The organism is Rhodococcus sp. NPDC003322 (assembly GCF_053589555.1).
The window spans coordinates 116,683-139,360 of sequence record NZ_JBSFSC010000008.1; the positions used below are offsets into that span (position 1 = coordinate 116,683).

21 protein-coding genes are annotated in these 22,678 nt (G+C 68.8%); 10 read left to right on the forward strand and 11 right to left on the reverse strand.

Annotated elements, in window-relative coordinates:
- Positions 1–35: 35 nt before the first annotated feature.
- Complete coding sequence (locus tag ACWDUM_RS26365; protein WP_450136282.1) at positions 36–1,421, reverse strand: cytochrome P450; 1,386 nt, start codon at positions 1,419–1,421, stop codon at positions 36–38.
- 203 nt (positions 1,422–1,624) lie between these two features.
- Here ACWDUM_RS26365 and ACWDUM_RS26370 point away from each other — a divergent pair, with 203 nt between their 5' ends.
- Positions 1,625–2,032, forward strand: coding sequence for a hypothetical protein (locus ACWDUM_RS26370; protein WP_450136283.1), 408 nt, complete (start codon positions 1,625–1,627; stop codon positions 2,030–2,032).
- Positions 2,033–2,208: 176 nt separating this feature from the next.
- On the forward strand, positions 2,209–3,240 hold the full coding sequence (locus ACWDUM_RS26375; RefSeq protein WP_450136284.1) for a phosphotransferase family protein: 1,032 nt from the start codon (positions 2,209–2,211) through the stop codon (positions 3,238–3,240).
- A 584-nt stretch (positions 3,241–3,824) separates the two neighbouring features.
- On the opposite strand, the gene ACWDUM_RS26380 is transcribed toward ACWDUM_RS26375, so the two are convergent.
- Complete coding sequence (locus ACWDUM_RS26380) at positions 3,825–5,045, reverse strand: benzoate/H(+) symporter BenE family transporter (protein WP_450136285.1); 1,221 nt, start codon at positions 5,043–5,045, stop codon at positions 3,825–3,827.
- A 168-nt stretch (positions 5,046–5,213) separates the two neighbouring features.
- Here ACWDUM_RS26380 and ACWDUM_RS26385 point away from each other — a divergent pair, with 168 nt between their 5' ends.
- A complete protein-coding gene (locus ACWDUM_RS26385; protein ID WP_450136286.1) occupies positions 5,214–6,494 on the forward strand; it encodes a serine hydrolase domain-containing protein in 1,281 nt (426 codons plus the stop codon).
- Between the two features lie 113 nt (positions 6,495–6,607).
- On the opposite strand, the gene ACWDUM_RS26390 is transcribed toward ACWDUM_RS26385, so the two are convergent.
- Together ACWDUM_RS26390 and ACWDUM_RS26395 are read right to left on the reverse strand one after the other, a co-directional pair.
- Positions 6,608–6,862, reverse strand: a complete 255-nt coding sequence (locus ACWDUM_RS26390; RefSeq protein ID WP_450136287.1) for a GlsB/YeaQ/YmgE family stress response membrane protein — start codon at positions 6,860–6,862, stop codon at positions 6,608–6,610.
- 102 nt (positions 6,863–6,964) lie between these two features.
- Entirely contained in the window at positions 6,965–7,795 is an 831-nt protein-coding gene (locus tag ACWDUM_RS26395) for a shikimate 5-dehydrogenase (RefSeq protein WP_450136288.1), read from the reverse strand.
- A gap of 374 nt (positions 7,796–8,169) precedes the next feature.
- Here ACWDUM_RS26395 and ACWDUM_RS26400 point away from each other — a divergent pair, with 374 nt between their 5' ends.
- The 7 genes from ACWDUM_RS26400 (at position 8,170) to yhjD (ending at position 14,976) form a co-directional block, all read left to right on the forward strand.
- Positions 8,170–9,393: an NADP-dependent isocitrate dehydrogenase gene (locus ACWDUM_RS26400; RefSeq protein ID WP_450116182.1), complete on the forward strand. Its 1,224-nt coding sequence runs from the start codon at positions 8,170–8,172 to the stop codon at positions 9,391–9,393.
- A 209-nt stretch (positions 9,394–9,602) separates the two neighbouring features.
- On the forward strand, positions 9,603–10,745 hold the full coding sequence (locus tag ACWDUM_RS26405; protein WP_450136325.1) for an MFS transporter: 1,143 nt from the start codon (positions 9,603–9,605) through the stop codon (positions 10,743–10,745).
- 180 nt (positions 10,746–10,925) lie between these two features.
- Positions 10,926–11,729 carry an exodeoxyribonuclease III gene (locus ACWDUM_RS26410; RefSeq protein ID WP_450136289.1) on the forward strand — a complete coding sequence of 268 codons (804 nt, stop codon included), beginning with the start codon at positions 10,926–10,928 and terminating at the stop codon, positions 11,727–11,729.
- Positions 11,726–12,313, forward strand: coding sequence for a ribonuclease domain-containing protein (locus ACWDUM_RS26415; RefSeq protein ID WP_450136290.1), 588 nt, complete (start codon positions 11,726–11,728; stop codon positions 12,311–12,313). Before ACWDUM_RS26410 ends, ACWDUM_RS26415 begins: the two co-directional genes overlap by 4 nt.
- Entirely contained in the window at positions 12,313–12,765 is a 453-nt protein-coding gene (locus tag ACWDUM_RS26420) for a barstar family protein (protein ID WP_450136291.1), read from the forward strand. Before ACWDUM_RS26415 ends, ACWDUM_RS26420 begins: the two co-directional genes overlap by 1 nt.
- A gap of 107 nt (positions 12,766–12,872) precedes the next feature.
- Complete coding sequence (gene trpS, locus ACWDUM_RS26425; protein WP_450136292.1) at positions 12,873–13,913, forward strand: tryptophan--tRNA ligase; 1,041 nt, start codon at positions 12,873–12,875, stop codon at positions 13,911–13,913.
- Positions 13,914–13,950: 37 nt separating this feature from the next.
- Positions 13,951–14,976: an inner membrane protein YhjD gene (yhjD, locus tag ACWDUM_RS26430; protein ID WP_450136293.1), complete on the forward strand. Its 1,026-nt coding sequence runs from the start codon at positions 13,951–13,953 to the stop codon at positions 14,974–14,976.
- Positions 14,977–15,117: 141 nt separating this feature from the next.
- Here yhjD and ACWDUM_RS26435 read toward each other — a convergent pair whose 3' ends face one another.
- The 7 genes from ACWDUM_RS26435 to sdhA all read right to left on the reverse strand — a co-directional run bounded on the left by ACWDUM_RS26435 (position 15,118) and on the right by sdhA (position 22,673).
- The gene (locus ACWDUM_RS26435; protein ID WP_450136294.1) at positions 15,118–16,422 is read right to left on the reverse strand and encodes a serine hydrolase; all 1,305 of its coding nucleotides are present in this window, start codon (positions 16,420–16,422) and stop codon (positions 15,118–15,120) included.
- A gap of 33 nt (positions 16,423–16,455) precedes the next feature.
- Entirely contained in the window at positions 16,456–17,403 is a 948-nt protein-coding gene (locus tag ACWDUM_RS26440; RefSeq protein ID WP_450136295.1) for a hypothetical protein, read from the reverse strand.
- A 35-nt stretch (positions 17,404–17,438) separates the two neighbouring features.
- Positions 17,439–17,876 carry an ImmA/IrrE family metallo-endopeptidase gene (locus ACWDUM_RS26445; protein WP_450116187.1) on the reverse strand — a complete coding sequence of 146 codons (438 nt, stop codon included), beginning with the start codon at positions 17,874–17,876 and terminating at the stop codon, positions 17,439–17,441.
- Positions 17,877–17,953: 77 nt separating this feature from the next.
- Positions 17,954–19,522 carry a hypothetical protein gene (locus ACWDUM_RS26450; protein ID WP_450136296.1) on the reverse strand — a complete coding sequence of 523 codons (1,569 nt, stop codon included), beginning with the start codon at positions 19,520–19,522 and terminating at the stop codon, positions 17,954–17,956.
- Between the two features lie 4 nt (positions 19,523–19,526).
- Positions 19,527–19,946: a helix-turn-helix domain-containing protein gene (locus ACWDUM_RS26455; RefSeq protein ID WP_450116173.1), complete on the reverse strand. Its 420-nt coding sequence runs from the start codon at positions 19,944–19,946 to the stop codon at positions 19,527–19,529.
- A 202-nt stretch (positions 19,947–20,148) separates the two neighbouring features.
- Entirely contained in the window at positions 20,149–20,922 is a 774-nt protein-coding gene (locus tag ACWDUM_RS26460) for a succinate dehydrogenase iron-sulfur subunit (protein WP_450136297.1), read from the reverse strand.
- On the reverse strand, positions 20,922–22,673 hold the full coding sequence (sdhA, locus tag ACWDUM_RS26465) for a succinate dehydrogenase flavoprotein subunit (protein WP_450116171.1): 1,752 nt from the start codon (positions 22,671–22,673) through the stop codon (positions 20,922–20,924). The genes ACWDUM_RS26460 and sdhA overlap by 1 nt, the downstream gene beginning before the upstream one ends.
- Positions 22,674–22,678: the final 5 nt, after the last annotated feature.

The window sequence follows — 22,678 nt, forward strand, 5'->3', positions numbered from 1 at the left end:
CACCAGCATCCCCTTTTGGCGCGGCGGCGCAAGGGTCAGCGGCGGCGCAGTCCGAGGCGGAGGTTCGCGGGTTTGAGGGTGAACTCCTCTGCGACCTCGAGGGTGTAGCCGGGGTCGGGTTCGAGGTCGTAACGGTGCAGGATCAGCGCCAGTGCGAGCACCGACTCGTGCAGGGCCAGTTGTCGTCCGATGCACTGCCGCAGTCCGGTGCCGAACGGCTTGTAGATCCCCGGCGGGCGGGTGCGGGAACGCTCCGGCAGGAAGCGGTCGGGGTCGAAGGCCAGTGGGTTCGGCCCCCACACCGGGTCGCGGTGCACGGCGAAGGTGAGCGCGAGCACCGGTTGCCCGGCTCGAACCAGGTAGCGACCGCCGAGCAGGGTGTCCTGCAGCGGTTCCCGGAGGAAACCCGGCCCGATCGGCCACAGGCGCAGCGTCTCGTCGACGACCCGCCGCAGGTACTTGAGCTTGTGGACGTCGGAGAACGCCGGATCCGGATCGGTCCCGGCCGGCCACATCGACTCGATCTCCGCCCGGGCGCGGGTCGCGACCTCGGGGTGGGTGGAGAGGACGTGCAGTGCGAACGACAGTGTGCCCGAGGTCGTTTCGTGTCCGGCTGCGAAGAAGGTGAGGACCTGGTTGCGGATGTTCTCGTCACTGAGATATCGCCCGGTCGCCGGGTCGGAGGTGGTCAGCATCAGCGCCAGCAGGTCGTCGTCGGGAGCGTCGTCCGGGTGTGCGCGCCGGGTCCGGATGACGTCGTCGACGACGCCGCGCGCATACGCGAGGTCGGCGTCCACGCGGGCGATCGCCTGACGATGTACCAGGTGGTCGAGCCAGTGCACCGGGATCCGGTACCCGGACCGTCCCATGTACGCGAACACCCGCATCACTGCGGCCGCATACGGATCCGGTTCGGTGGACTCGAACGAGTGGAAGTCGTGGCCGAAGCCGATCCGCCCGATCGTCTGCAGCGTCATCTTGCTGGTGTCGGTGTGCACGTCCACCGGCCCCGACCGGGAGTTCTCGTCCCAGTACGCGATCAGTTCACGTGTCGTCTCGACCATCGTGTCGTGATAGTTCCTCATCGCGGACAGCGAGAAGGCCGGCTGAAGGATGTTGTGCGCCCGCGACCAGTTCGGCTCCGTCGTGTACGCCGAGAACAGGGCGTCGCCGAGCATCTCGCGGGTGTACGCCGTGCTGAACCCGATGCGTTTGCCGAACCGCTTGTCGTCGCAGAGGTCCGCGTACAGGTCGGTGCCGGACACCACGGTGAGGTGCTGCCGGAACACCTGGGTGTCGAAGATCGGGCCCAGGGCCCGCGCCTGTTCGGCCAGATGCTGGGAGGGTCTGCTCGGGTCGGCGGTGAGCAGATCGCCGAGAAGCGGGAGTCGGTGCGGCGGGTGCGGGAGTGTTGTGGTCATCGCGATTCACTTCGATTCGGGATCGTGGTGGCGCGTGCGTCTGCGGTTGTCCCGCTGCAATTGTCCCGCGGTCGTCGGTGGAAGTCTGCTCCCGATTCGTGATGCACCGAGGGCGATTCGGTACCGCAGGTTTCGAGTCGGTCCGTCCTAGTCTGGCGGGAGCCCGACTCGGAATGTGATCAGTCGACCCGGAGGGATTGTCCATGTTGCGCAGCAAGGGACTTGTGACCGCGGGAGTGCTTGCGGGGGCCGTGACCCTCGCCGTGGCGCCGACGGCGTCCGCCGCGACCGTCTACCAGATCGCCACCGTGCCGCCGATCGGCACGGTCTACGCGAACAACCTGGTGACTCTCGGTGTCTCGGTCGGTCCGGTCCCGACCGGAGCGGACGCCACCACCCCGGTCGTGCTGACGGTGACCGAACCCGACGGCGACGAGCGGACCGTCACGATGCCGCTGACATTGGGGGTGGCGACCGCGGCGACGCCGGTCCACGAGCCCGGCCGATACGTGGCCACATTCACCTTCGACCCGCCAGGCGGTGATCACGCCGAGGCGACGCTTCGGTTCGATGCGGTCCCCTCCCCGCTGGCGGGTGGGAGTTCCTCGTAACGCGGTCCGCCCGGATCGGAGGGTGCGAACCCTACCGATCCTGTTGCGGTGACGTCGTATCGGCCCAGGCAGGCGGGGTAACCACTAGCATCGACGGGTCGGAGCCAGTGGTACGTCACCGTCGGGCCTCGTCCGCGCGGACGGGTCCGCTGGAGCAGCAGCGAAGGGAGCAGCCGATGAGCAACGCCGTGGGTCTGGACGAGCGTGCGGTCTCCGCGTGGATCGCGGATCTGGGGGTCGGTGCCCTCGCGCCGCTGAATTTCAAGCGGATCGGCAACGGCCAGTCCAACCTGACGTACGTCGTGACCGACTCGGGCGGTTCCGCCTGGGTGCTGCGTCGGCCCCCGCTCGGTCATCTGCTCGCGTCCGCGCACGACGTCGCCCGTGAGTACCGGATCATCTCCGCCCTGCAGGGCACGGGCGTTCCGGTTCCGAAAGCGCTTGCCTTGACCGAGGATCCGGCGGTGACCGACGCGCCGCTGATGCTGATGAGCTACGTCGACGGTGTCGTCGTCGACAGCATCGGTGTGGCCAAGGAATTGACACCGGAACGGCGACGTGCCACCGGCCTGTCGATGCCGAAGGCACTGGCCAGCATTCACCGCGTCGACCTCGAACTCGCCGGGCTCGACGACCTGTCGAGTCGTTCGCCGTTCGCGGAGCGGCAGATTCGGCGGTGGTCCGGGCAGTGGGCGAAGTCGAAGACTCGTGAGGTGCCGGCAGTGGAGGAGTTGACGGCACTGCTGTCACGTTCGATTCCGGAGCAGAGTGAAGTGACACTGGTGCACGGGGACTTTCACCTGAGCAACGTCATCACCGCACGTGACGACGGTCGGGTGGTCGCGGTCCTCGACTGGGAGCTGTGCACGCTCGGCGACCCGATGGCCGACGTCGGCGCCCTGCTCGCCTACTGGTCGCAGGCCGATGACGAGCTGCCGGGACCGTTCGTCGCGTCGACGATGGAGGGTTTCCCGACGCGTGCCGAGCTCGCGGACGTGTACTTCCGGGAGACCGGGCGAGATCGCTCTGCGCTCGGGTTCTGGCACACGCTGGCCCTGTGGAAGCTGGCGATCATCGCCGAGGGCGTGCTGCGTCGCACGATCGAGGATCCGCGCAACACCGCCGAGGTCGGGGCGCCGTCGATCAAGATCATCGACGACATCGTCGCCCGCGCGGTGGACACGGCGCGTTCGGCCGGGCTGCACTGAATGAGCCGCTAGCAGACGCGACGCCCGGATAGTTGCGGAATCGTGTTCTTTTCGGTCTTGCAAAATTGATTCTCGAAACCGGACGTACGGTACGGAAGTGCGGTGCACACTCGTTCGCAGCCGAATCCGGCTATCGGGAACATCAGGACAGAATGGAGATCGTCATGGATCAGATCGTCGCCCTGCTCACCGGCCTCCTCAGCAGCTTCTCCGCCGACGCGGGGGAGACGCCCACCGAGACGCCGACCGAAACCACCGCGTAGCAACAGTTCGCGGACGGCCGTTTCCGACGACCACTTCCGATCGGGGGAGTTCGTCACCACTGCACCCCGGCGCCGCCGGAACACCGGTGCATCAGACGAACTGGGAGGAATCAGCATGGATCAGATTCTCGGCCTGCTCACCGGCCTCCTCGGTGGCTTCGGTTCTTACGAGCCGATGCCCATAGAGACCCCCGCCCAGACCACCGAGTAGGTCTTGCGCTCGGGGCAAGCCCCGACCGCATCGTCATTCCGTCCGCCCCGCTCGTGCCCAGAGCGGGGCGGACGTGCGTTTCGGGGGTGAGCCAGGCGGGAGTTCGGTGGTCACGGCCTCGACGCCTGCGATCGCGGTCGTAGGAGCAGCCGGACGGCCAGGCCCGCCGCCAGCGCCCAGAACGCCGACCCGATTCCCGCGAACGCGATCCCGGAGGCGGCGATCAGAAACGTCAGCACAGCGGCCGGCCGATCCGACTCGTCGGACAGTGCCGACACGAGAGATCCGGCGAGGGTGGCGAGCAGCGCCAGACCCGCGACCGTCTCGACGACCCCGGACGGGGCCGCGGCCACCAGCGCGGCCAGCGCCGCCGAGCAGACGGCCAATACCAGGTACGCCCACCCGGCCGTGAACGCCGCGATCCACCGGCGCCGCGGGTCGGGGTGCGCGGTCGGCCCGGCGGCGAGGGCGGCACTGATCGCGGCGAGGTTGATCGCGTGCCCACCGGCCGGCGCGCCGACGATGGTGCCGATGCCCGTGACCGTCATCGCCGGCCGCCACGGCACCCGGTAACCGAACGACCCCATCACCGCCGTGCCCGGGATGTTCTGCGACGCCATCGTCACGATGTACAGGGGCAACGCGATCCCGACCAGTGCCTGCCAGGAGAAGTGTGGGACCGTCGCCTCGAATCGAGGTACCAGTTCCGAGGTGTCGAGGGTGGCGTCACCGACGGCCAGGTCCACGACGATCACGGCCGCGGCCGTCGCGAACGCCGCGGGGACCGCCCATCGGGTCGAGAACCGTTGCAGCACAAGCCACACCAGAATGACGGGGGCGACGGCTGCGGGGGAGGCGCGCAGCGCGGTGACCGGCTCGAGGCACAGGGGAAGCAGCACCCCGGCGAGCATCGCCTGGGCGAGCGGAACGGGGATGGATTCGATCAGCCGGCCCAGCCGCGGCCACAGTCCGGTGAGGATCACCGCGGCGCCGACGCCGACGAACGCCCCGACGGCGGCGGGCCAGCCGCCCGCGACCGCGCCCGTCCCGGCGAGCAGCGCGGCGCCCGGCGTCGACCACGCCAGCGTGATCGGCATCCGGTACCGCCGGGCCAGCCACAGCATCCCCACCGCCTGGGTGACGCACAGCGCCATCAGGCCGGACGCCGCCTGCGACGGGCTCGCTCCGACCGCGCGCAGGCCGGTGAGGACCACGGCGAACGAGCTCGTGAACCCGACGAGGGCGGTGACCACTCCGGCGCTGATCGGGTGGCTCTGTCCCACCTCGGTGGCGGTCGGGTCGGGTTCGGTGATTCCTGGCACGCCGGTCATCCTGCCGGGGTGCCCGCATCGACCGCGCGCATTCCGACGTGCGCGCGCTTCGGCGAGCGGGTCGTAGCCGTGAGGAGTAGGTTCCGTCTCCAAGCACACGTCGCTCCTATTTGTATTTCTACGACTTCGTATTTCTACGACGGGACCGGGCGGATGACCTCACAGGCCGTGACTCCATCGACAGTTTCCGTGACGCGCCGACGCCGCGGGCGGCTCGCGGCCGCGGCGGTCACGCTCCTGCTGGCCGCCGGATGCTCCGACGACTCGACCACCGAGCCCGCCGCGTCCGACACGACAGCCGCTTCCGGCACGACCGCCGCCGAATCGACGGCAGCGCTGGACCCGTCGCTCTCGCAGCGGCTCGACTCGGCCATCGAGAACACGATGAAACGGGCATCGGTGCCCGGCGCGATGGTCGGGATCTGGGGGCCGGGCGGCACCTACGTCAAGGCATTCGGCGTCGCCGACAAGGCCACCGGCGCACCGATGGAGACCGACTTCTACAGCCGGATCGGCAGCCTGACCAAGACGTTCACCGTCACCGGCGTGCTGCAGCTGGTCGACGACGGAAAGGTCGGACTGGACGACCCGATCGCGAAGTACGTGGACGGCGTGCCCGACGGCGATCGGATCACCATCCGGGAGCTGGCACGCATGCAGAGCGGGCTCGCCAACTACACGGCGAGCGAGGAGTTCCAGAAGACGTTCTTCGCCGATCCCCGAGCGCAGTTCACCCCGGAACAGCTGCTCGGCTACGCGTTCGCGATGCCCGCGACGTTCCCGCCCGGCGAAGGCTTCCAGTACTCGAACACCAACACCACACTGCTGGGGCTGGTTGTCGAGAAGGTCAGCGGAATGTCGTTGCCGGACTACATCGACGACGAGATCCTCGCGCCGCTGAAGATGGACCAGACCAGCTTTCCCACCGACAACGCCTTCCCCGAGCCGCACGCGCAGGGCTACACGATCCAGACCGCCGACGGCAAGGAGGCGACGGCCACCGACTGGGACCCCTCGTGGGGCTGGGCGGCGGGCGCCATGATCTCCACGCTCGACGACCTGCGTATCTGGGGGCCTGCGCTGGCGACCGGGACGCTGCTCACGCCGGAAACACAGCAGCAGCGACTCGAGACCGTCAACGCGCCCGGGTATCCCCCCGACGTCGGGTACGGGCTGGGCCTGTTCAACGCGGCCGGCTGGATCGGCCACAACGGCAGCCTGCCCGGGTACCAGACGGTCACGGTGTACCTGCCGGAGCGGGCGACCACCCTCGTCATCATGATCAACACCGACACCGGCTACGAGGGCCAGGAACCGAGCACGTTGCTGGGCACGGCGATCACCGAGATCATCTCCCCGGACCACGTGTACCGGCTCACCGACACGGCTCCGGCGGCGGGCGGAACGTCACCGCCGACACCGATGCCGACCGCTTCGCCCACTCGCTGAGGTCGGCACCGTCGGCGGTGTCGACCCATGACGCGGGAAGGCCCCGATGCAGTGGGCATCGGGGCCTTCGCGTCCGGGCGAAGCGTCGGAAAGCGTTCTCTCCGGGGGAGTGCTCAGGCTTTGACCTTCTGCACCAGCCACAGGAGAATCACCGCGCCGAGCAGGCATGTCAGGAAGCTGAAGATCAGGCCGGCACCCTCGACGTCGACCCCGATCAGGTTGAGCAGGAAGCCGCCGATCAGGCCGCCGATGACGCCGACGACGATGTTGAGGATCACGCCCTGACCCGTGTTGTGCAGGATCTTGCTGCCGATCCAGCCGGCGAGTCCGCCGATGACGATCCATCCGATGAAGCCCAGTCCCAGCATGTGTCCTCCTCGTAGGTTGCCCGGCTGTGCCGCCGTGCACTCTGTGAGTGAATCCTCGCCCCTGTCCGGGTGAAATTCATGGACGTGCGGCGGCCGGGTCGCTCACCGTCGGGAGAACTCCGACGCCCGGCGGATCTGGTCGCGGGTCGGTGTCACGCCGGTGTACAGCACGAACTGGGCCGCCGCCTGCAGCGCGATCACCTCGTCTCCGGTGATGACGGTCTTGCCCGCCGCCCGCGCCGCCCGGATCAGCGGTGTGTCGGGTGGCATGGCGACGACGTCGAAGACGGTCTCGGCGGCCTGCACCGCGTCGGCGTCGAACGGCGATGCGTCTGCACCGGGCCCGCCCGACATGCCGAGCGGGGTCGCGTTGACCAGCAGTCGCGGTCGCAGGTCCCCGAGATCAGGGCTCCACGCGAAGCCGTACCGGTCGGCGAGCGCGCGACCGGTCCCGGCGTTGCGGGCGACCACCGTCACCGAGCGAAAACCCTCGTCGCGCAGTGCCGCCACGACCGCCTTGGCCATGCCGCCGCTGCCGGCGACCGCGGCCGGTGTCGACGGGTCGACGGCCCGGTCGGCGAGAAGGGTGACGACGGCCTCGTAGTCGGTGTTGTACGCGTGCAGGACACCGTCCTCGTTGACGATGGTGTTCACCGATGCGATCGCCTCCGCGGACGGATGCATCACGTCGACATGCTCGATGCACGCCTCCTTGAACGGCATCGAGACACCGCAGCCGCGGATCCCGAGTGCACGGATGCCGGCGATCGCGGATGCCAGGTCGGTGGTGGTGAACGCCTTGTAGAGGAAGTCCAGCCCGAGTTCCTCGTAGAGGTGGTTGTGGAACCGGGTTCCGATGTTCGACGGGCGGGCGGACAGCGACATGCACAGCGTCGTGTCCCGGCTGATGGAGTCCCTGCTGATCCGGCGCACGTACCCACGGTATCGCCGGCCCCGCCGGAGCACCGGGTGTGGACGACCGGGGTAGTGACTCCCCTCACATCCGGACGTAGAGTCTGGATGGTGTCACAGTCGTTACCGGACGTGAAATATGCGGTGGAGCGGATGAACGACTCGCTGGTGGGCGTCTGAGCTGGGCGAAGTTACCGGGCGGTAGGGGTGTCGCCGTCGGGGGGTGATCGTTGCGCGCCACGCCGCTAGCAGTACGCTTGTCTTGTTTGGCGCGGCATCCCGGTGTGTGCCCGCGACGTTTGGGTTTACTGAATTGAGTCGTTCGCCAACCGCTCACGAAGCGGATGGCTAACCGTGTGACCAGGGGAAACTTCCTAGGAGGACGCGAAGTACACATGTCCAAAATCAAGGTTGAGGGCACCGTCGTCGAACTGGACGGCGACGAGATGACACGCATCATCTGGCAGTTCATCAAGGACAAGCTGATCCATCCGTACCTCGATGTGAATCTCGAGTACTACGACCTCGGTATCGAATACCGCGACAAGACCGATGACCAGGTCACCGTCGACGCCGCGAACGCGATCAAGAAGCACGGCGTCGGCGTCAAGTGCGCGACCATCACGCCGGACGAGGCCCGGGTCGAGGAGTTCGGCCTCAAGAAGATGTGGCGGTCGCCGAACGGCACCATCCGCAACATCCTCGGCGGCACCATCTTCCGCGCGCCGATCCTGATCTCCAACGTGCCCCGCCTGGTTCCGGGCTGGACCAAGCCGGTCATCGTCGGACGTCACGCGTTCGGTGACCAGTACCGCGCCACCGACTTCAAGGTCCCCGGCGCAGGCACCGTCACCATCACGTACACCCCCGAGGACGGCTCCGAGCCGATCCAGCACGAAGTGTGCAAGATTCCCGAGGACGGCGGCGTCGTCATGGGGATGTACAACTACAAGAAGTCCATCCAGGACTTCGCGCGTGCCTCGCTGGCCTACGGCCTGCAGCAGAACTACCCGGTCTACCTGTCGACCAAGAACACGATCCTCAAGGCATACGACGGTATGTTCAAGGACGAGTTCCAGCGGATCTTCGAAGAAGAGTTCAAGGCCGAGTTCGACGCCGCGGGCCTGACCTACGAGCACCGCCTCATCGACGACATGGTCGCCTCCTCGCTCAAGTGGGAGGGTGGCTACGTCTGGGCCTGCAAGAACTACGACGGTGACGTCCAGTCCGACACCGTCGCGCAGGGCTACGGCTCGCTGGGTCTGATGACCTCCGTGCTGATGACCCCGGACGGCAAGACCGTCGAGGCGGAGGCCGCGCACGGCACCGTCACCCGGCACTACCGCCAGCACCAGCAGGGCAAGCCGACGTCGACCAACCCGATTGCGTCGATCTTCGCCTGGACCCGGGGCCTCGAGCACCGCGGCAAGCTCGACAACACCCCCGAGGTGATCGACTTCGCACAGCAGCTCGAGGACGTCGTCATCAAGACCGTCGAGGGCGGTCAGATGACGAAGGATCTCGCGCTTCTGGTCGGTGGCGATCAGGGCTACCTGACCACCGAGGAGTTCCTCGGCGCGCTCGACGAGAACCTGCAGAAGGCGTTCGCGGCGAAGTAATCCCGCGCACGAGCACACCCGAAGGGGCGTCCGGACAACCCGGGCGCCCCTTCGGCGTACCCGGCGCCGGGTGAGCGAACTCACGCCCCCTCACTTGGCGGACCGTCGGCCCCCGTGACCACAATTGATCAGTGGTTTCGTCGACACTGTCCCGCATCGAGCGTCCGTCCCGTGGTTTCCGGGGGCCCGGCGCCGCCCGCTCGCTCGCGATGCTCGCCCTCGCACTCGGCGGCTTCGGGATCGGCACCACCGAGTTCGTCGCCATGGGGTTGCTGCCGGAGATGTCGGGAGGCCTGGGCGTCAGCGAACCGACCGCCGGGCACGTCATCTCCGCCTACGCCCTCGGCGTCGTCGTCGGTGCCCCGACCATCGCGGCACTGACCGCACGGGTGCCGCGCCGCGCCCTGCTGATCGCGCTGATGGTGGCATTCACCGTCGGCAACGCCGCGTCCGTGTTCGCTCCCGACTACGCCACCCTGATGGTGGCCCGGTTCGTCGCCGGCCTGCCGCACGGCGCCTACTTCGGGGTGGCCGCGCTCGTCGCCGCCCACCTCGCCGAACCCGGTCGCCGCGCCAAGGCGGTCGCGACCGTCATGCTCGGTCTGTCCGTGGCCAACGTGATCGGGGTGCCGGTCGCCGCCTGGCTCGGGCAGCACCTGGGATGGCGGGCCGCGTTCGCGCTCGTCGCGGTCATCGGGGTGGTCACCGTCGTCTCCCTGATGCTGTGGATCCCACGACTGGACGCGATGCCGACGACCAACCCGATCACCGAGCTCGGCGCGCTGACGCGCGTGCAGGTGTGGATGACCCTGATCATGGGCATGGTCGGATTCGGCGGCATGTTCGCGGTCTACACCTACATCAGCACCACCCTGACCGACGTGTCCGGCCTGTCGCGATCACTCGTGCCGCTGGCGCTGATGCTGTACGGCCTCGGCATGGTGGTGGGCAACCTGGTCGGCGGCCATCTCGCAGATCGTGCCCTGATCCCTGGCCTCGCCGCGATGATGGCCGCCCTGGCGGTGATCCTCGCCGGATTCGTCGCCGCCGTGCACAACCCGGTGACCGCGCTGGTGTTCGTGTTCCTGATCGGACTGGCGGGAGCGGCCATGGTTCCCGCACTGCAGACACGGCTGATGGACGTGGCGGCCGACGCGCAGACCCTGGCCGCCGCCCTCAACCACGCCGCGCTCAATGTCGCCAACGCGTTCGGTGCCTGGATCGGCGGAGTCGTGATCGCGGCCGGATTCGGATACACGGCCCCCGCCGTGGTCGCGTCGGGCCTCGCCGTCGCCGGGCTCGTGGTGCTCGGCCTCGCGGTCCTGCTCGAACGCCGCGGCAGCCGCGCCTGACCGGGTGCAGCGGCTCCGAACGAAGGTGACCTTCGTTCGGTTCAGGCGGTTTCAACCGGACGAAGGCCACCTTCAGCCACTGTCGGGAGGCGGGGTCGGGGCCGTGAGACACGCGCCTGGCCCGCGGCGTTCACCCCGGCCGGCTGGCTGTGTCCGAGTGGTTCGATACGGTTTCACCCCGTGCCGCACATCATCTCCACGGTCAATGTCAACGGCGTTCGCGCCGCCGCGAAGAAGGGTCTGCTCGAGTGGCTCGCCGCCACCGACGCGGATGTGGTCTGCCTGCAGGAGACCCGCGCCGACGACAAGCAGTTGCACGCCACCCTCGCCCCGGCGCTCGACGCGGGGTGGCACATGGCGACCGCTCAGTCCGCGGTCAAGGGCCGCAACGGGGTCGCGGTGCTCTCCCGCCGGCCGGCGGACGCGGTGCGGATCGGCCATGGCGACGACGAGTTCGCCGAGGCGGGCCGCTACCTGGAAGCCGACTTCGACGACCTGACCGTCGCCAGCCTGTACCTGCCGTCCGGTGAGGTGGGCACCGAGCGGCAGGTCGAGAAGGAACGGTTCCTCGATTCGTTCGGCGCGTACCTGACCGCCACTGCCGCGGCCGCGACCGGGGCCGGACGCGACGCGGTGGTGTGCGGCGACTGGAACATCGCGCACACCGAACTGGACCTGAAGAACCACAAGGGCAACGTCAAGAACTCCGGCTTCCTGCCGCACGAGCGGGCCTGGATGGGTTCGGTCTTCGGCGAGTTCGGCTGGGCGGACGTGGTGCGCGGACTGCACCCCGACCTCGCCGGGCCCTACAGCTGGTGGTCCTACCGCGGCAAGGCGTTCGACAACGACTCCGGCTGGCGGATCGACTACCAGGTCGCCACCCCGGGTCTCGCCGAGCGTGCCAAGGAAGCCGTGGTCGAACGTGCGGCGTCCTACGACCAGCGCTGGTCCGACCACGCGCCGGTCACGGTGCGCTACCGGTGACCCGGCTGGGGCCGCGGGCCCGCCTCGTCCTCGGGGTCCTTGTTGCGGTGCTCGCGGTGGTCGCCGGGTTCCTGCTCGCCGGTCCCGGTGGCCAGACCGGCCCGGACGCGGAACTCGTACGCAGCCACGCGGGCGACCCCTCGATCGCCACCGTCACCGCCACGCAGCAAGGGCTGACCCGTGACGAGGTGCAACGGCTGACCGTTGACGAGGACGGGACCCTGGTCGCACTGCCTTCCACTGCGCCGGCCACCGCCGCCGCCGCCGCACAGACCGCCGGACCGCGCGGTGTCGTGCCGGTGCCCGTGCCCGACGTCGCGTGGGCGACCCTCGCCGAGATCGACGCGGGCCGCTGGCCGGGGTCGGCGAACGCGCCGGGCACCAAGGGCGGGGACACCTGGCGCAACCGGGAGGGGACGCTGCCCCGCACCGACACGGCCGGGTCGTCGATCGCGTACCGCGAATGGGACGTGAACCCGAAACGGCGCGGCGAATCGCGCGACGCGGAGCGCATCGTCACCGGCAGCGACACCAGCGCCTGGTACACCGGTGACCACTACGAATCTTTCACGAGGATGCGCTGATGACGACGCTGCACCAGTTCGCAACCGGCCCCGTGCGTGTCGGGCTGCTCGCCGGGGTGCCCCGGGACGCCGACAACGCGGCCTACGCGCTGTCCGAGAGCGGCTATGCCGTACGCCGTGTCCGCGGCACCCGGATGCCGACGGTGCCGGCCGTCTACGACGAGTTCGCGGCCGCGCTGCAGTTCCCGTACTACTTCGGCGCGAACAAGGACGCCTTCGACGAGTGCCTGCGGGACTGGCAGGACTGGCTCGGCGCCGCACCCGACCTGATCGTGATCGTCCGCGACGCCGGCGCGCTGCTTGGCGACCAGCCGGGGGAGGTGCCCTGGCTGCTGTCGGCGCTGCAGGACGCCGGCATCCGGGTGGTGGCGCAGGTCGCCGCACTGGATTCCGCCGCCCTGGCGCGGCGGTGGACGACGGCCGGGGTTGCGATCGTTCGGCTCGACGACTGAGCCGGCGCTGAGAAGCCGCCGGCGCCGACAAGACCCCGGCGCTGAGAAGACCCGTCGGCGCAGGGTGGACACCGGCGTACCGGGGCGGGCATGAAAGGATCGGGACCATGTCGAGTTCCGCATCGTCCACCCCCGATTCAGCTCCCCGCCAGCGGGTGCTCTCCGGTATCCAGCCGACCGCCGACTCCTTCCACCTCGGCAACTACCTCGGCGCCCTGGCCCAGTGGGTGCAGCTGCAGGACGACTTCGACGCCTTCTACTTCATTCCCGACCTGCACGCGATCACCGTCCCGCAGAACCCGAAGGAGCTGCGCAAGCGGACCAAGGTCGCGGCGGCGCAGCTGCTGGCGCTCGGCATCGACCCGGAACGGTCGACGCTGTTCGTGCAGAGCCAGGTGCCCGAGCACGCGCAGCTCGCGTGGGTCCTGAACTGCATCACCGGTTTCGGTGAGGCCAGCCGGATGACGCAGTTCAAGGACAAGTCCGCCAAGCAGGGCGCCGAGGCCGCGACCGTCGGCCTGTTCACCTACCCGGTGCTGATGGCCGCCGACATCCTGCTGTATCGCCCGCAGCGGGTGCCGGTCGGGGAGGACCAGCGTCAGCACCTGGAGATGGCCCGCGACCTCGCGCAGCGGTTCAACACCCGCTTCGGCAAGACGTTCGTGGTGCCCGAGGCGCAGATGATCAAGGGCACCTCGAAGATCTACGACCTGCAGGACCCGACGTCGAAGATGAGCAAGTCCGCCGCCACCGACGCCGGTCTGATCAACCTGCTCGACGACCCGAAGATCTCGGCCAAGAAGATCAAGTCCGCGGTCACCGACAACGAGCGCGAGATCCGGTTCGACCGGGAGAACAAGCCGGGTGTCTCCAATCTGCTGACCATCCAGTCCGCACTGTCCGGGACCAGCGTCGAGGACCTCGAGAAGGGTTACGCCGGAAAGGGATACGGCGACCTCAAAGTAGGCACTGCCGACGCACTGGTGGAGTTCGTGACGCCGCTGCGTGCGAAGGTCGACGAGTTCCTCTCGGACGAGGCCGAGCTGGACCGAATTCTCGACGCGGGCGCGGAGCGGGCACGCGAAGTGTCCGCCAAGGTTCTGGCCACCGTCTATGACAAGGTGGGATTCCTGCCGCAAAAGGGATGAGCCGGCAGGGCTGATTCAGCGACAGGGGTGAGCGCCGGTGCCGGACTTCAAGGGACTGCTCGAGCGCCGGCGCGCCGCCTGGCCGTGGCTCGACCACGTCATCCGCGCCGCCGGCCGGTACCAGGAGAACAAGGGCGACTACTTCGCGGCCGGGATCACCTACTTCAGCGTGTTCGCGCTGTTCCCCATGCTGATGGTCGCGTTCGCGATCCTCGGCTTCGTCCTGGTCCAGAACCCCAACCTGCTGGACTCCATCCACAACACCGTCACCAAGGCGATGCCCGGCGACCTGGGCGACCAGATCAACCAGCTGATCGACGCGGCGATCGCCGCCCGCGCGACGGTCGGCGTGTTCGGTCTGATCTTCGCCGCCTACGCCGGACTGGGCTGGATGGCGAACGTGCGCGAGGCGCTGTCCGCGATGTGGGCGCAGCGGCATCCGCCGACGGGATTCGTGGCGACCAAGCTGCGGGACCTGTCGAAGCTGCTCGGCCTGTTCCTGGCGCTGGTGTTGTCGGTGGGACTCTCGGTCCTGGCCGAGGGGGGAGTGACGGGTACCGTCCTCGAGTTCCTCGGCATCGACGACCTGGGCTGGGTGCAGACATTGGTGCAGATCGGCACGTCACTGCTCGCGGCCGTGATCACGTGGGCGCTGTTCACCTGGGTGATCGCCCGGTTGCCGCGGGAGCCGGTGACGCTGCGGAGCGCGGCCCGCGCCGCGCTGATCGCCGCCCTCGGGTTCGAGGTGTTCAAACGGGTCGGCGTGATCTACCTGCAGTCCGTGACCGGGGGGCCGGCCGGGTCGACCTTTGGTCCAATCATCGGTCTGCTGGTGTTCATCTACTTCACCGCACGGCTGCTGCTCGTCTCCACCGCCTGGGCGGCCACCACTCGTGAGAACGAGGAACTCGCACACGTGCCGCCGCCCCAGCCCGCCGTCATCGAGGTGGCCGCGCCCCCGCCGGCGCGCAGCGCCACGCTCGTCGAGGCCGCCGTGCTGGTCGCGACCGGCGCGGCCGCCGCGCTGGGCCTCGGTGGCTGGCTCAGGCGCCACCGCCGCTGACCGCAGCCGCGCGGCGTCAGGGTTTCTCGAAGCCGCAGTGCGGGAGCGTTCCAGACGCCGGTGGCGCGGGAGCGCTCCCGAAGTCGCAGCGCGGGAGCGCTCCAGAAGGCGCAGCGCGGCGGTGCTTTCGAAGCTGCCGCGTCAGTGTCGCCGGCGTTGCAGACGCGCCGCGCCGGCGATGAGGACGGCGATGATCGCGCCGCCCACCGCCAGGACCGCATTACGGGGGACGTCGCCGCCACCGGCGGTGCTCACGGCAGAGACGTCGCCCGCGGTGGACGACTCCGGCGGCGCGGCCACGGTGACCGGAGCGGCGTCGGCGTGATCGGTCTCGCCGGGGTCGACGAGCTCACCCACCGAGGTCGAGCGCGGCAGCGCGAAACCGTGGTCGAGCAGTCGGGCGGCCTGCTCCCACGGGCGGATCGGCAGGACGTCCCCGGCCATCAGGGTCACCGCCAGCCGCCTGCCGCCGCGTTCAGCGCCCCCGACGAACGTCTGCCGTGCGTCGTCGGTGTAGCCGGTCTTGCCGCCGAGTGCACCGTCGTAGTTGTAGAGCAGCTTGTTGTCGTTGGCGAGGGTGAACCCGGGATGGTCGACGTCCAGGGGATCGTCGGGGTTCTTGGGGAATCCGGGGAACTCGACCCGCTCGGTGTGGATCAGTTCGGCGAAGGTCGGGTTGCGCATCGCCTCCCGGTAGATCAGGGCGAGATCGTATGCGGAACTGGACATTCCGGGTCCGTCGAGCCCCGACGGCGTCGCCGTCCGGGTGTCGAGCGCGCCGAGGTGGCGGGCCAGCTCGTTCATCTTCCGCACGGTTTCCGCGTCGCCGCCGAGCTGCGTGGACAACGCGTGCGCGGCGTCGTTGCCCGACGCCATCACCAGGCCCTGCAGCAGCTGCCGGTTGGTGTACCGGCCGTCCTTGCCCAACCCGACCGCGCTGCCCTCGACGTTCGCGTCCTCCGCGGTCGCGGTCACCGTCTCGTCGAGGTCCAGCTCGTGCAACGCCACGAGGGCCAGCAGCATCTTGATCGTGCTCGCCGGACGGTATCGGCCGTGCGGGTCCTTCGCGGCGAGAACCGCACCGGTGTCGAGGTCCGACAGCACCCACGCGGTGGCCGAGATGTCGGCCGGCAGCGGGGGAGAGCCGTCGGCCGTCACGACTCCGCAGGCGCCCAGGTTCTCGCCGCCGACGGGGCGCGCAGGCACCGGCAGCGGGGTGGGCGTCGGGTCACCCGGCGCGGGTACCTCGGACAGGTCGATCGCGGGCGGCGGCACGGCGCGGTTCGGGCATCCGTCGGTGTTCGGAGCGGTGAACGGCGTGCTGGTCACCGCGCCGGGGGTGGAGCCCGGCTCGGCGGGGAGGGGTTGTGCTGCCGCGGGCACACCGATCATGCCGATCGCGGCGACGGCGATCGCACAGTTCCGGGCCTTACCGAGCGTGTTCATCGAGGAGGCAGGGTAGCGCACCGATGGGTGCGGTCAGGCGACGGTCGCGTCTGCCCGCCGCCGGGGTCGATCGTATGCCGCGCTCACCGCCAGAATCCACTGCCGATCGGTGAGCCCGTCCGGGGTGCCGAGCCATCCCGGGTCGATCGGCTCGATCTCGACGGCCGTGCGATGCAACCACTGCGCGACCGCCTCGGCCTGCTCCGCCGGATCGGCGGGCGGCGGCGTCCAACCGGGGCCGAGCAGACCACCGCCGTCGTGCAGATACAGTCCGTCGAGGATCTGCGAGATCCGGTCGCCGGCCGTGAGCGTCGAGGTCACCGACCGGTAGTCGCTGTCGAGCAGTTCGGGGTGCGCCGAGGTCAGCGCCGTCCAGAGGCCGCGGGTGCGACGCAGGTCCAGCTGCGCCCGACCCCATGCCTCGATCATCACCGACGAACATCCTGCGCTGACGAGGATCACCGCCAGCGACCACAGGCCGGACGAGGGTGAGAAATGGCTTCGCGCGTCGGTGAACAGGTCGACCGCGCAACCTGCCGCGATCACGACCAGACCCGCGCAGTACAGCCCGATGGCCCGTCCCAGCGGGTTCCACCGCGCGTACCGGATCGCGACGGCGGTCGCGAACAGGGCGGTCACCACCAGGTACACCGACGTGACCGGGCTGTGCTCCGCGGCCGAGAGTTCGAGGCCGGTGACCACCGCCGTGGCGACCGCGGAAACGGTGACCAGCTGCCACTGCGGACGGGCGCTGAGAACCGTCGTCGACGCCGCGGCGATCAGCGCTGTCGTCGTCCCGAACGCGATCAGGCACAGCTCGAACACCGTGGCGGCGACATGGTCGCCGTATCCGTCGAGCACCTCCGACACCGTGCTGGTACGCACGGTCGCCGCCACGGTCAGCGAGATCGCTGCCAGCGCGATGGCCACCCGGGCCAACGACGGAGGGCGCACCGTCAGACGCCCGATCCGTGCTCCCACCGCGGTGGAGCACAGTAGGGCGACAGCCCAGGTGATCACCCGAGGGCCTCGTCGAAGCACAGCAGAGGCCGCCAGTTCTCGTCACGTTCGAACTGGCCGAGGCGCTGGAGGAGACGGACGGCGAACGCCTCCGCCTCCCACTCGTGCAACGCCTCGTGCGTGAGGTCCGCGGACCCGGCGGACCGCTGACTGAGCATGTACGCGATCAGATCGTCGTCGGCCGCGAGCGTCGTCTCGGCGATCGCGGCGCCCGGATGTCGGAAGACGATGTGCCCGATCTCGTGGGCGAGGGTCCTGGTCACACTGGGAAGGCTACGCGCGAGCACGATCCGGTCATGATCCGGGAACTCACGGCGTTGCCCCCACACCCCCGGCCCGAGGTCCTCGAACGCGATCTCGATCGGACGCCGGCGGGTGTCGGCCAGCGACTGGACGATGTCCTCGATGGTGACCGCGTGGGTCTGCGCGGCCATGTCGAGCACCGCGTCCACAGCGGCCAGGACACGACGGTGATTGCGGACCGGCCGCGAGCCGGGATCCCTCGGAGCCGTCACCTCAGTGGCTCCAGGAACTCGGCGCGCGCGAGGTTCAATCGGGTTCGCGCGGCGCGGGCGCTGCGGAAGCTCATGAACCCGGTCGCGCCAGCCGCGAACAGCACCGCCGTGACGCCGGCCGTGGCGGCACCGATGTCGCCGCCCGGCCGGGACTCCGACGCCAGCGCGACATTCGGGTTGGGTGAGCCCGCCGCGGGATGCGCGGCCACCGGGCTCGCATCGCGGTGCGGTGCCTGCGGCGCCGCGTTCGCGATCAACGTTTCGTGCCCGGGAGCCACGGCTGCCGCCTGCGCCCGCTCGTCCGCTGCCTGCGCCCGCTCGTCCGCTGCCTGCGAAGGAGCGTCCGCCGCGGGCCCGTCCGCAGGATCAGCCTGTGCACCCGGGTTCGACGGTGCGTCCGCGGCAGGTGCCGCCTCGGGTGCATCCGCGAGTGAGGCGGGCTGCTCGTTCGACTCCGCGGCCGGTGGCGGCACCCGCTGATCGGCATCACCGCCACCCGTGCCGTCCCCGTCACCCGAAGGACCGACACCGGGGACCGCAACAGCGGTGGAGGTCGTGGTCGCGGCGCTCATCGTGGTCGTCGGTTCCACGGTGGTGGTGGTGGGCTCGACGGTGGTCGTGGTGGGCTCGACGGTGGTGGTGGTGGGCTCGACCGTCGTGGTGGTGGGTTCGACGGTGGTCGTGATGGGTTCGACCGTGGTGGTGGTGGGTTCGACGGTGGTCGTGGTGGGTTCGACCGTGGTGGTGGTGGGTTCGACGGTGGTCGTGGTGGGTTCGACCGTGGTGGTGGTGGGTTCGACCGTTGTGGTCGTGGGTTCCACGGTCGTGGTGGGGTCGACCGTTGTCGTGGTGGGCTCGGCCGTGGTGGTGGTGGGTTCGACGGTGGTGGTGGTGGGTTCGACGGTGGTGGTCGTGGGTTCCACGGTCGTGGTGGGGTCGACCGTTGTCGTGGTGGGTTCGACCGTGGTGGTGGTGGGTTCGACGGTGGTCGTGGTGGGTTCGACGGTGGTCGTGGTGGGTTCGACCGTCGTGGTGGTGGGTTCCACGGTCGTGGTGGTGGGCTCGACCGTGGTGGTCGTGGGGTCGACGGTGGTGGTGGGCTCGGCCGTGGTGGTGGTGGGTTCGACGGTGGTGGTGGTGGGTTCGACGGTGGTGGTCGTGGGTTCCACGGTCGTCGTCGGTTCAGCAGTGGTTGTGGGCTGGACCCTGGTGGTGGTCGGATGGGCGGCCGTCGTGGTGGGTGTGGGCCCACCGCAATGGTTTCCGTGCCGGTCGTGGTCGCACCAGCCGCCGTTGCCGTTGCCGTTGCCGCAGTTGCCGCCGGGTCCGTTGCCTCCGTCGTGGTCGCACCAGCCGCCGCCGTTGCCCTGGCCGCCGTTGCCGTTGCCGTTGCCCTGACCGCCGTTGCCGTTGCCCTGGCCACGTTCCTGTGCGGCGGGCGTGGGGTCGGACCTGCCGTCGCCGTTCGCCGCAGAGGCGAGACCCGGCAGGATCAGGAGCGAACCCAGCAAGGCGCTGGCGGTCAGGACCCGCCAGCGCCTTACTCGTGGGGTGGTGGTGCGCACCCCGCTACTCGGTGGAGTCCGGTGGGGTAGCCGGCAATCCCTCGCTGCGCCGCAGCTTCTCGGCCATTGCGGTGAGCAGTTCCTGCGACTCGCTGGACAGGTCGAACGCGCGCGCCGACAGTCGACGAAGGCCGTAGCCGCGCAGCTGGGAGAGCAGCTCCAGGTCGTGGTCGATGCGAGCGGCGTAGATGTCGTCGAAGAAGTAGTCGGACTTGACCTTGAAGAACTGGGCAAGAGCGGCAACGGTTTCCGGCGACGGGTTGGTGCGCTGGCCGTTCCTCAGTTGGGAGATGTACGGCTTGGAGATGCGATGGCCGGCCGAATTGAGGGCCTCGGCAACCTCGGTGTTCGTGTGTGGCTTGCGGCCGGGTGGATGTACCGTGTCGAACAGTTTGTTCAACCGAGATGCGAAGTCTGACTCCATTGCCGTAGGTCCCGATCCCTTCGTGTGTCGACCCCTGAATTGGGGTCTCGCGCAGTCTGCGAGCACATGGTAACGGATTGGTAGCGGACGTTACATGGGTTCGTGGCTGGAAATATGGAATTAACGTTTGACCTGGCGACAGGCAGCTAAAGGCGCGGACCCTGTTGGGTCCGCGCCTTTAGCTGATGTCGTGCTCGGCGATCTAGCGCGAGAAGAGCAGGGCGCGCTTGACTTCCTGGATCGCCTTTGTCACCTGAATGCCGCGGGGGCACGCGTCGGTGCAGTTGAAGGTCGTGCGGCACCGCCACACGCCTTCCTTGTCGTTGAGGATGTCGAGCCGCTCGGCGGCTCCCTCGTCACGGCTGTCGAAGATGAAGCGGTGCGCGTTCACGATCGCGGCCGGGCCGAAGTAGCTGCCGTCGCTCCAGTACACCGGGCACGAGGTGGTGCAGCAGGCGCACAGGATGCACTTGGTGGTGTCGTCGAACCGGGCGCGGTCGGCCTGCGACTGGATCCGCTCGCGGGTCGGCTCGTTGCCCGAGGTCATCAGGAACGGCTTGACGGCACGGAACGCGTCGAAGAACGGCTCCATGTCGACGAGCAGGTCCTTCTCGACCGGCAGGCCCTTGATCGGCTCGATCGTGATGGTGAGCGACTTGCCGTCCTTGGGCAGCATGTCGCGCATCAGCACCTTGCAGGCCAGCCGGTTGACACCGTTGATCCGCATCGCATCCGAGCCGCAGACGCCGTGTGCGCAGGAGCGGCGGAACGTCAGCGTTCCGTCGAGGTAACCCTTCACGTACAGCAGCAGGTTCAGCAGGCGGTCGGTCGGCAGGCACGGAACCTGGAAGGAGTCCCAGTGCTGACCCTTGCCGTCCTCCGGGTTGAACCGGGCGATCTTGAGGGTGACCATGACGGCTCCCTCGGGCACGGACGGCAGCGCGGTCGCGTCCTTGTCGAGAACTGGTGCAGACATCAGTACTTACGCTCCATCGGCTCGTAGCGGGTCTGGACAACCGGCTTGTAGTCCAGACGGATGTCGGAGATGAGGTCCTTGCCGACCTTGTACGCCATGGTGTGCTGCATGTACTCGGCGTCGTTGCGGTCCGGGTAGTCCTCGCGGGCGTGGCCGCCACGCGACTCCTTGCGGTTCAGTGCGCCGACGACGGTGACCTCCGCCATCTCGAGCAGGAAGCCGAGTTCGACGGCCTCGAGCAGGTCGCTGTTGTAGCGCTTGCCCTTGTCCTGCACGGTGATGTGGTTGTACCGCTCCTTGAGCGCCTTGATGTCCTTGAGCGCCTGCGTGAGGGTGTCCTCGGTGCGGAACACGGACGCGTTGTTGTCCATGGACTGCTGCAGCTCGGTGCGGATGTCCGCGACACGCTCGTGACCGTGCTCGGAGAGGATGACCGCGAGCCATTCCTCGACCATCTTCGCGGGCTCGTCCGGCAGCGGCACGAACTCGGTGGCCAGCGCGTGCTCGGCGGCGGCGATGCCGGCGCGACGGCCGAACACGTTGATGTCGAGCAGCGAGTTGGTGCCGAGGCGGTTCGCACCGTGCACCGAGACGCACGCGCACTCACCGGCGGCGTACAGGCCGGGAACGTGGTCCTCGTTGTTGCGCAGCACCTCACCGTTGATCTTGGTGGGGATGCCGCCCATCACGTAGTGGCAGGTCGGGTAGACCGGCACCAGCTCGGTGACCGGGTCGACACCCAGGTAGGTGCGGGCGAACTCGGTGATGTCGGGGAGCTTCTCCTCGAGCACGTCCTCGCCGAGGTGCGTGACGTCGATGTAGACGTAGTCCTTGTTCGGACCGGCACCGCGACCCTCGAGCACCTCGAGCACCATCGAGCGGGCGACGATGTCGCGCGGCGCGAGGTCCTTGATGGTGGGGGCGTAGCGCTCCATGAAGCGCTCGCCGTCGGCGTTGCGGAGGATGCCGCCCTCGCCTCGGACGGCCTCCGAGATGAGGATGCCCAGGCCGGCGAGGCCTGTCGGATGGAACTGGTGGAATTCCATGTCCTCGAGCGGAAGGCCCTTGCGGAAGATGATGCCCATGCCGTCACCGGTGAGGGTGTGCGCGTTGGACGTCGTCTTGTACATGCGGCCCGAGCCGCCGGTCGCGAAGACGATCGACTTCGCGTGGAAGACGTGGATCTCGCCGGTGGCCAGCTCGTAGGCGATGACGCCGGTCGCGACCGGGCCTTCCTCGGTCTCGGTGAGCGCGATGTCGAGGGCGTAGAACTCGTTGAAGAACTCGACGTCGTGCTTGACGCAGTTCTGGTACAGCGTCTGCAGGATCATGTGGCCGGTGCGGTCCGCGGCGTAACAGGCCCGGCGGACCGGGGCCTTGCCGTGGTCGCGGGTGTGGCCACCGAAACGACGCTGGTCGATCTTGCCCTCGGGTGTGCGGTTGAACGGCAGACCCATCTTCTCCAGGTCGAGCACCGCGTCGATGGCCTCCTTGGCCATGATCTCGACCGCGTCCTGGTCGGCGAGGTAGTCGCCACCCTTGACGGTGTCGAAGGTGTGCCACTCCCAGTTGTCTTCCTCCACGTTCGCCAGCGCGGCGCACATGCCGCCCTGCGCCGCACCGGTGTGGGAGCGGGTGGGGTAGAGCTTGGTCAGGACCGCGGTGCGGGTGCGCGGGCCAGATTCGATGGCTGCGCGCATGCCGGCGCCGCCGGCGCCGACGATGACCACGTCGTAACGATGTTCCAGCATGAAGA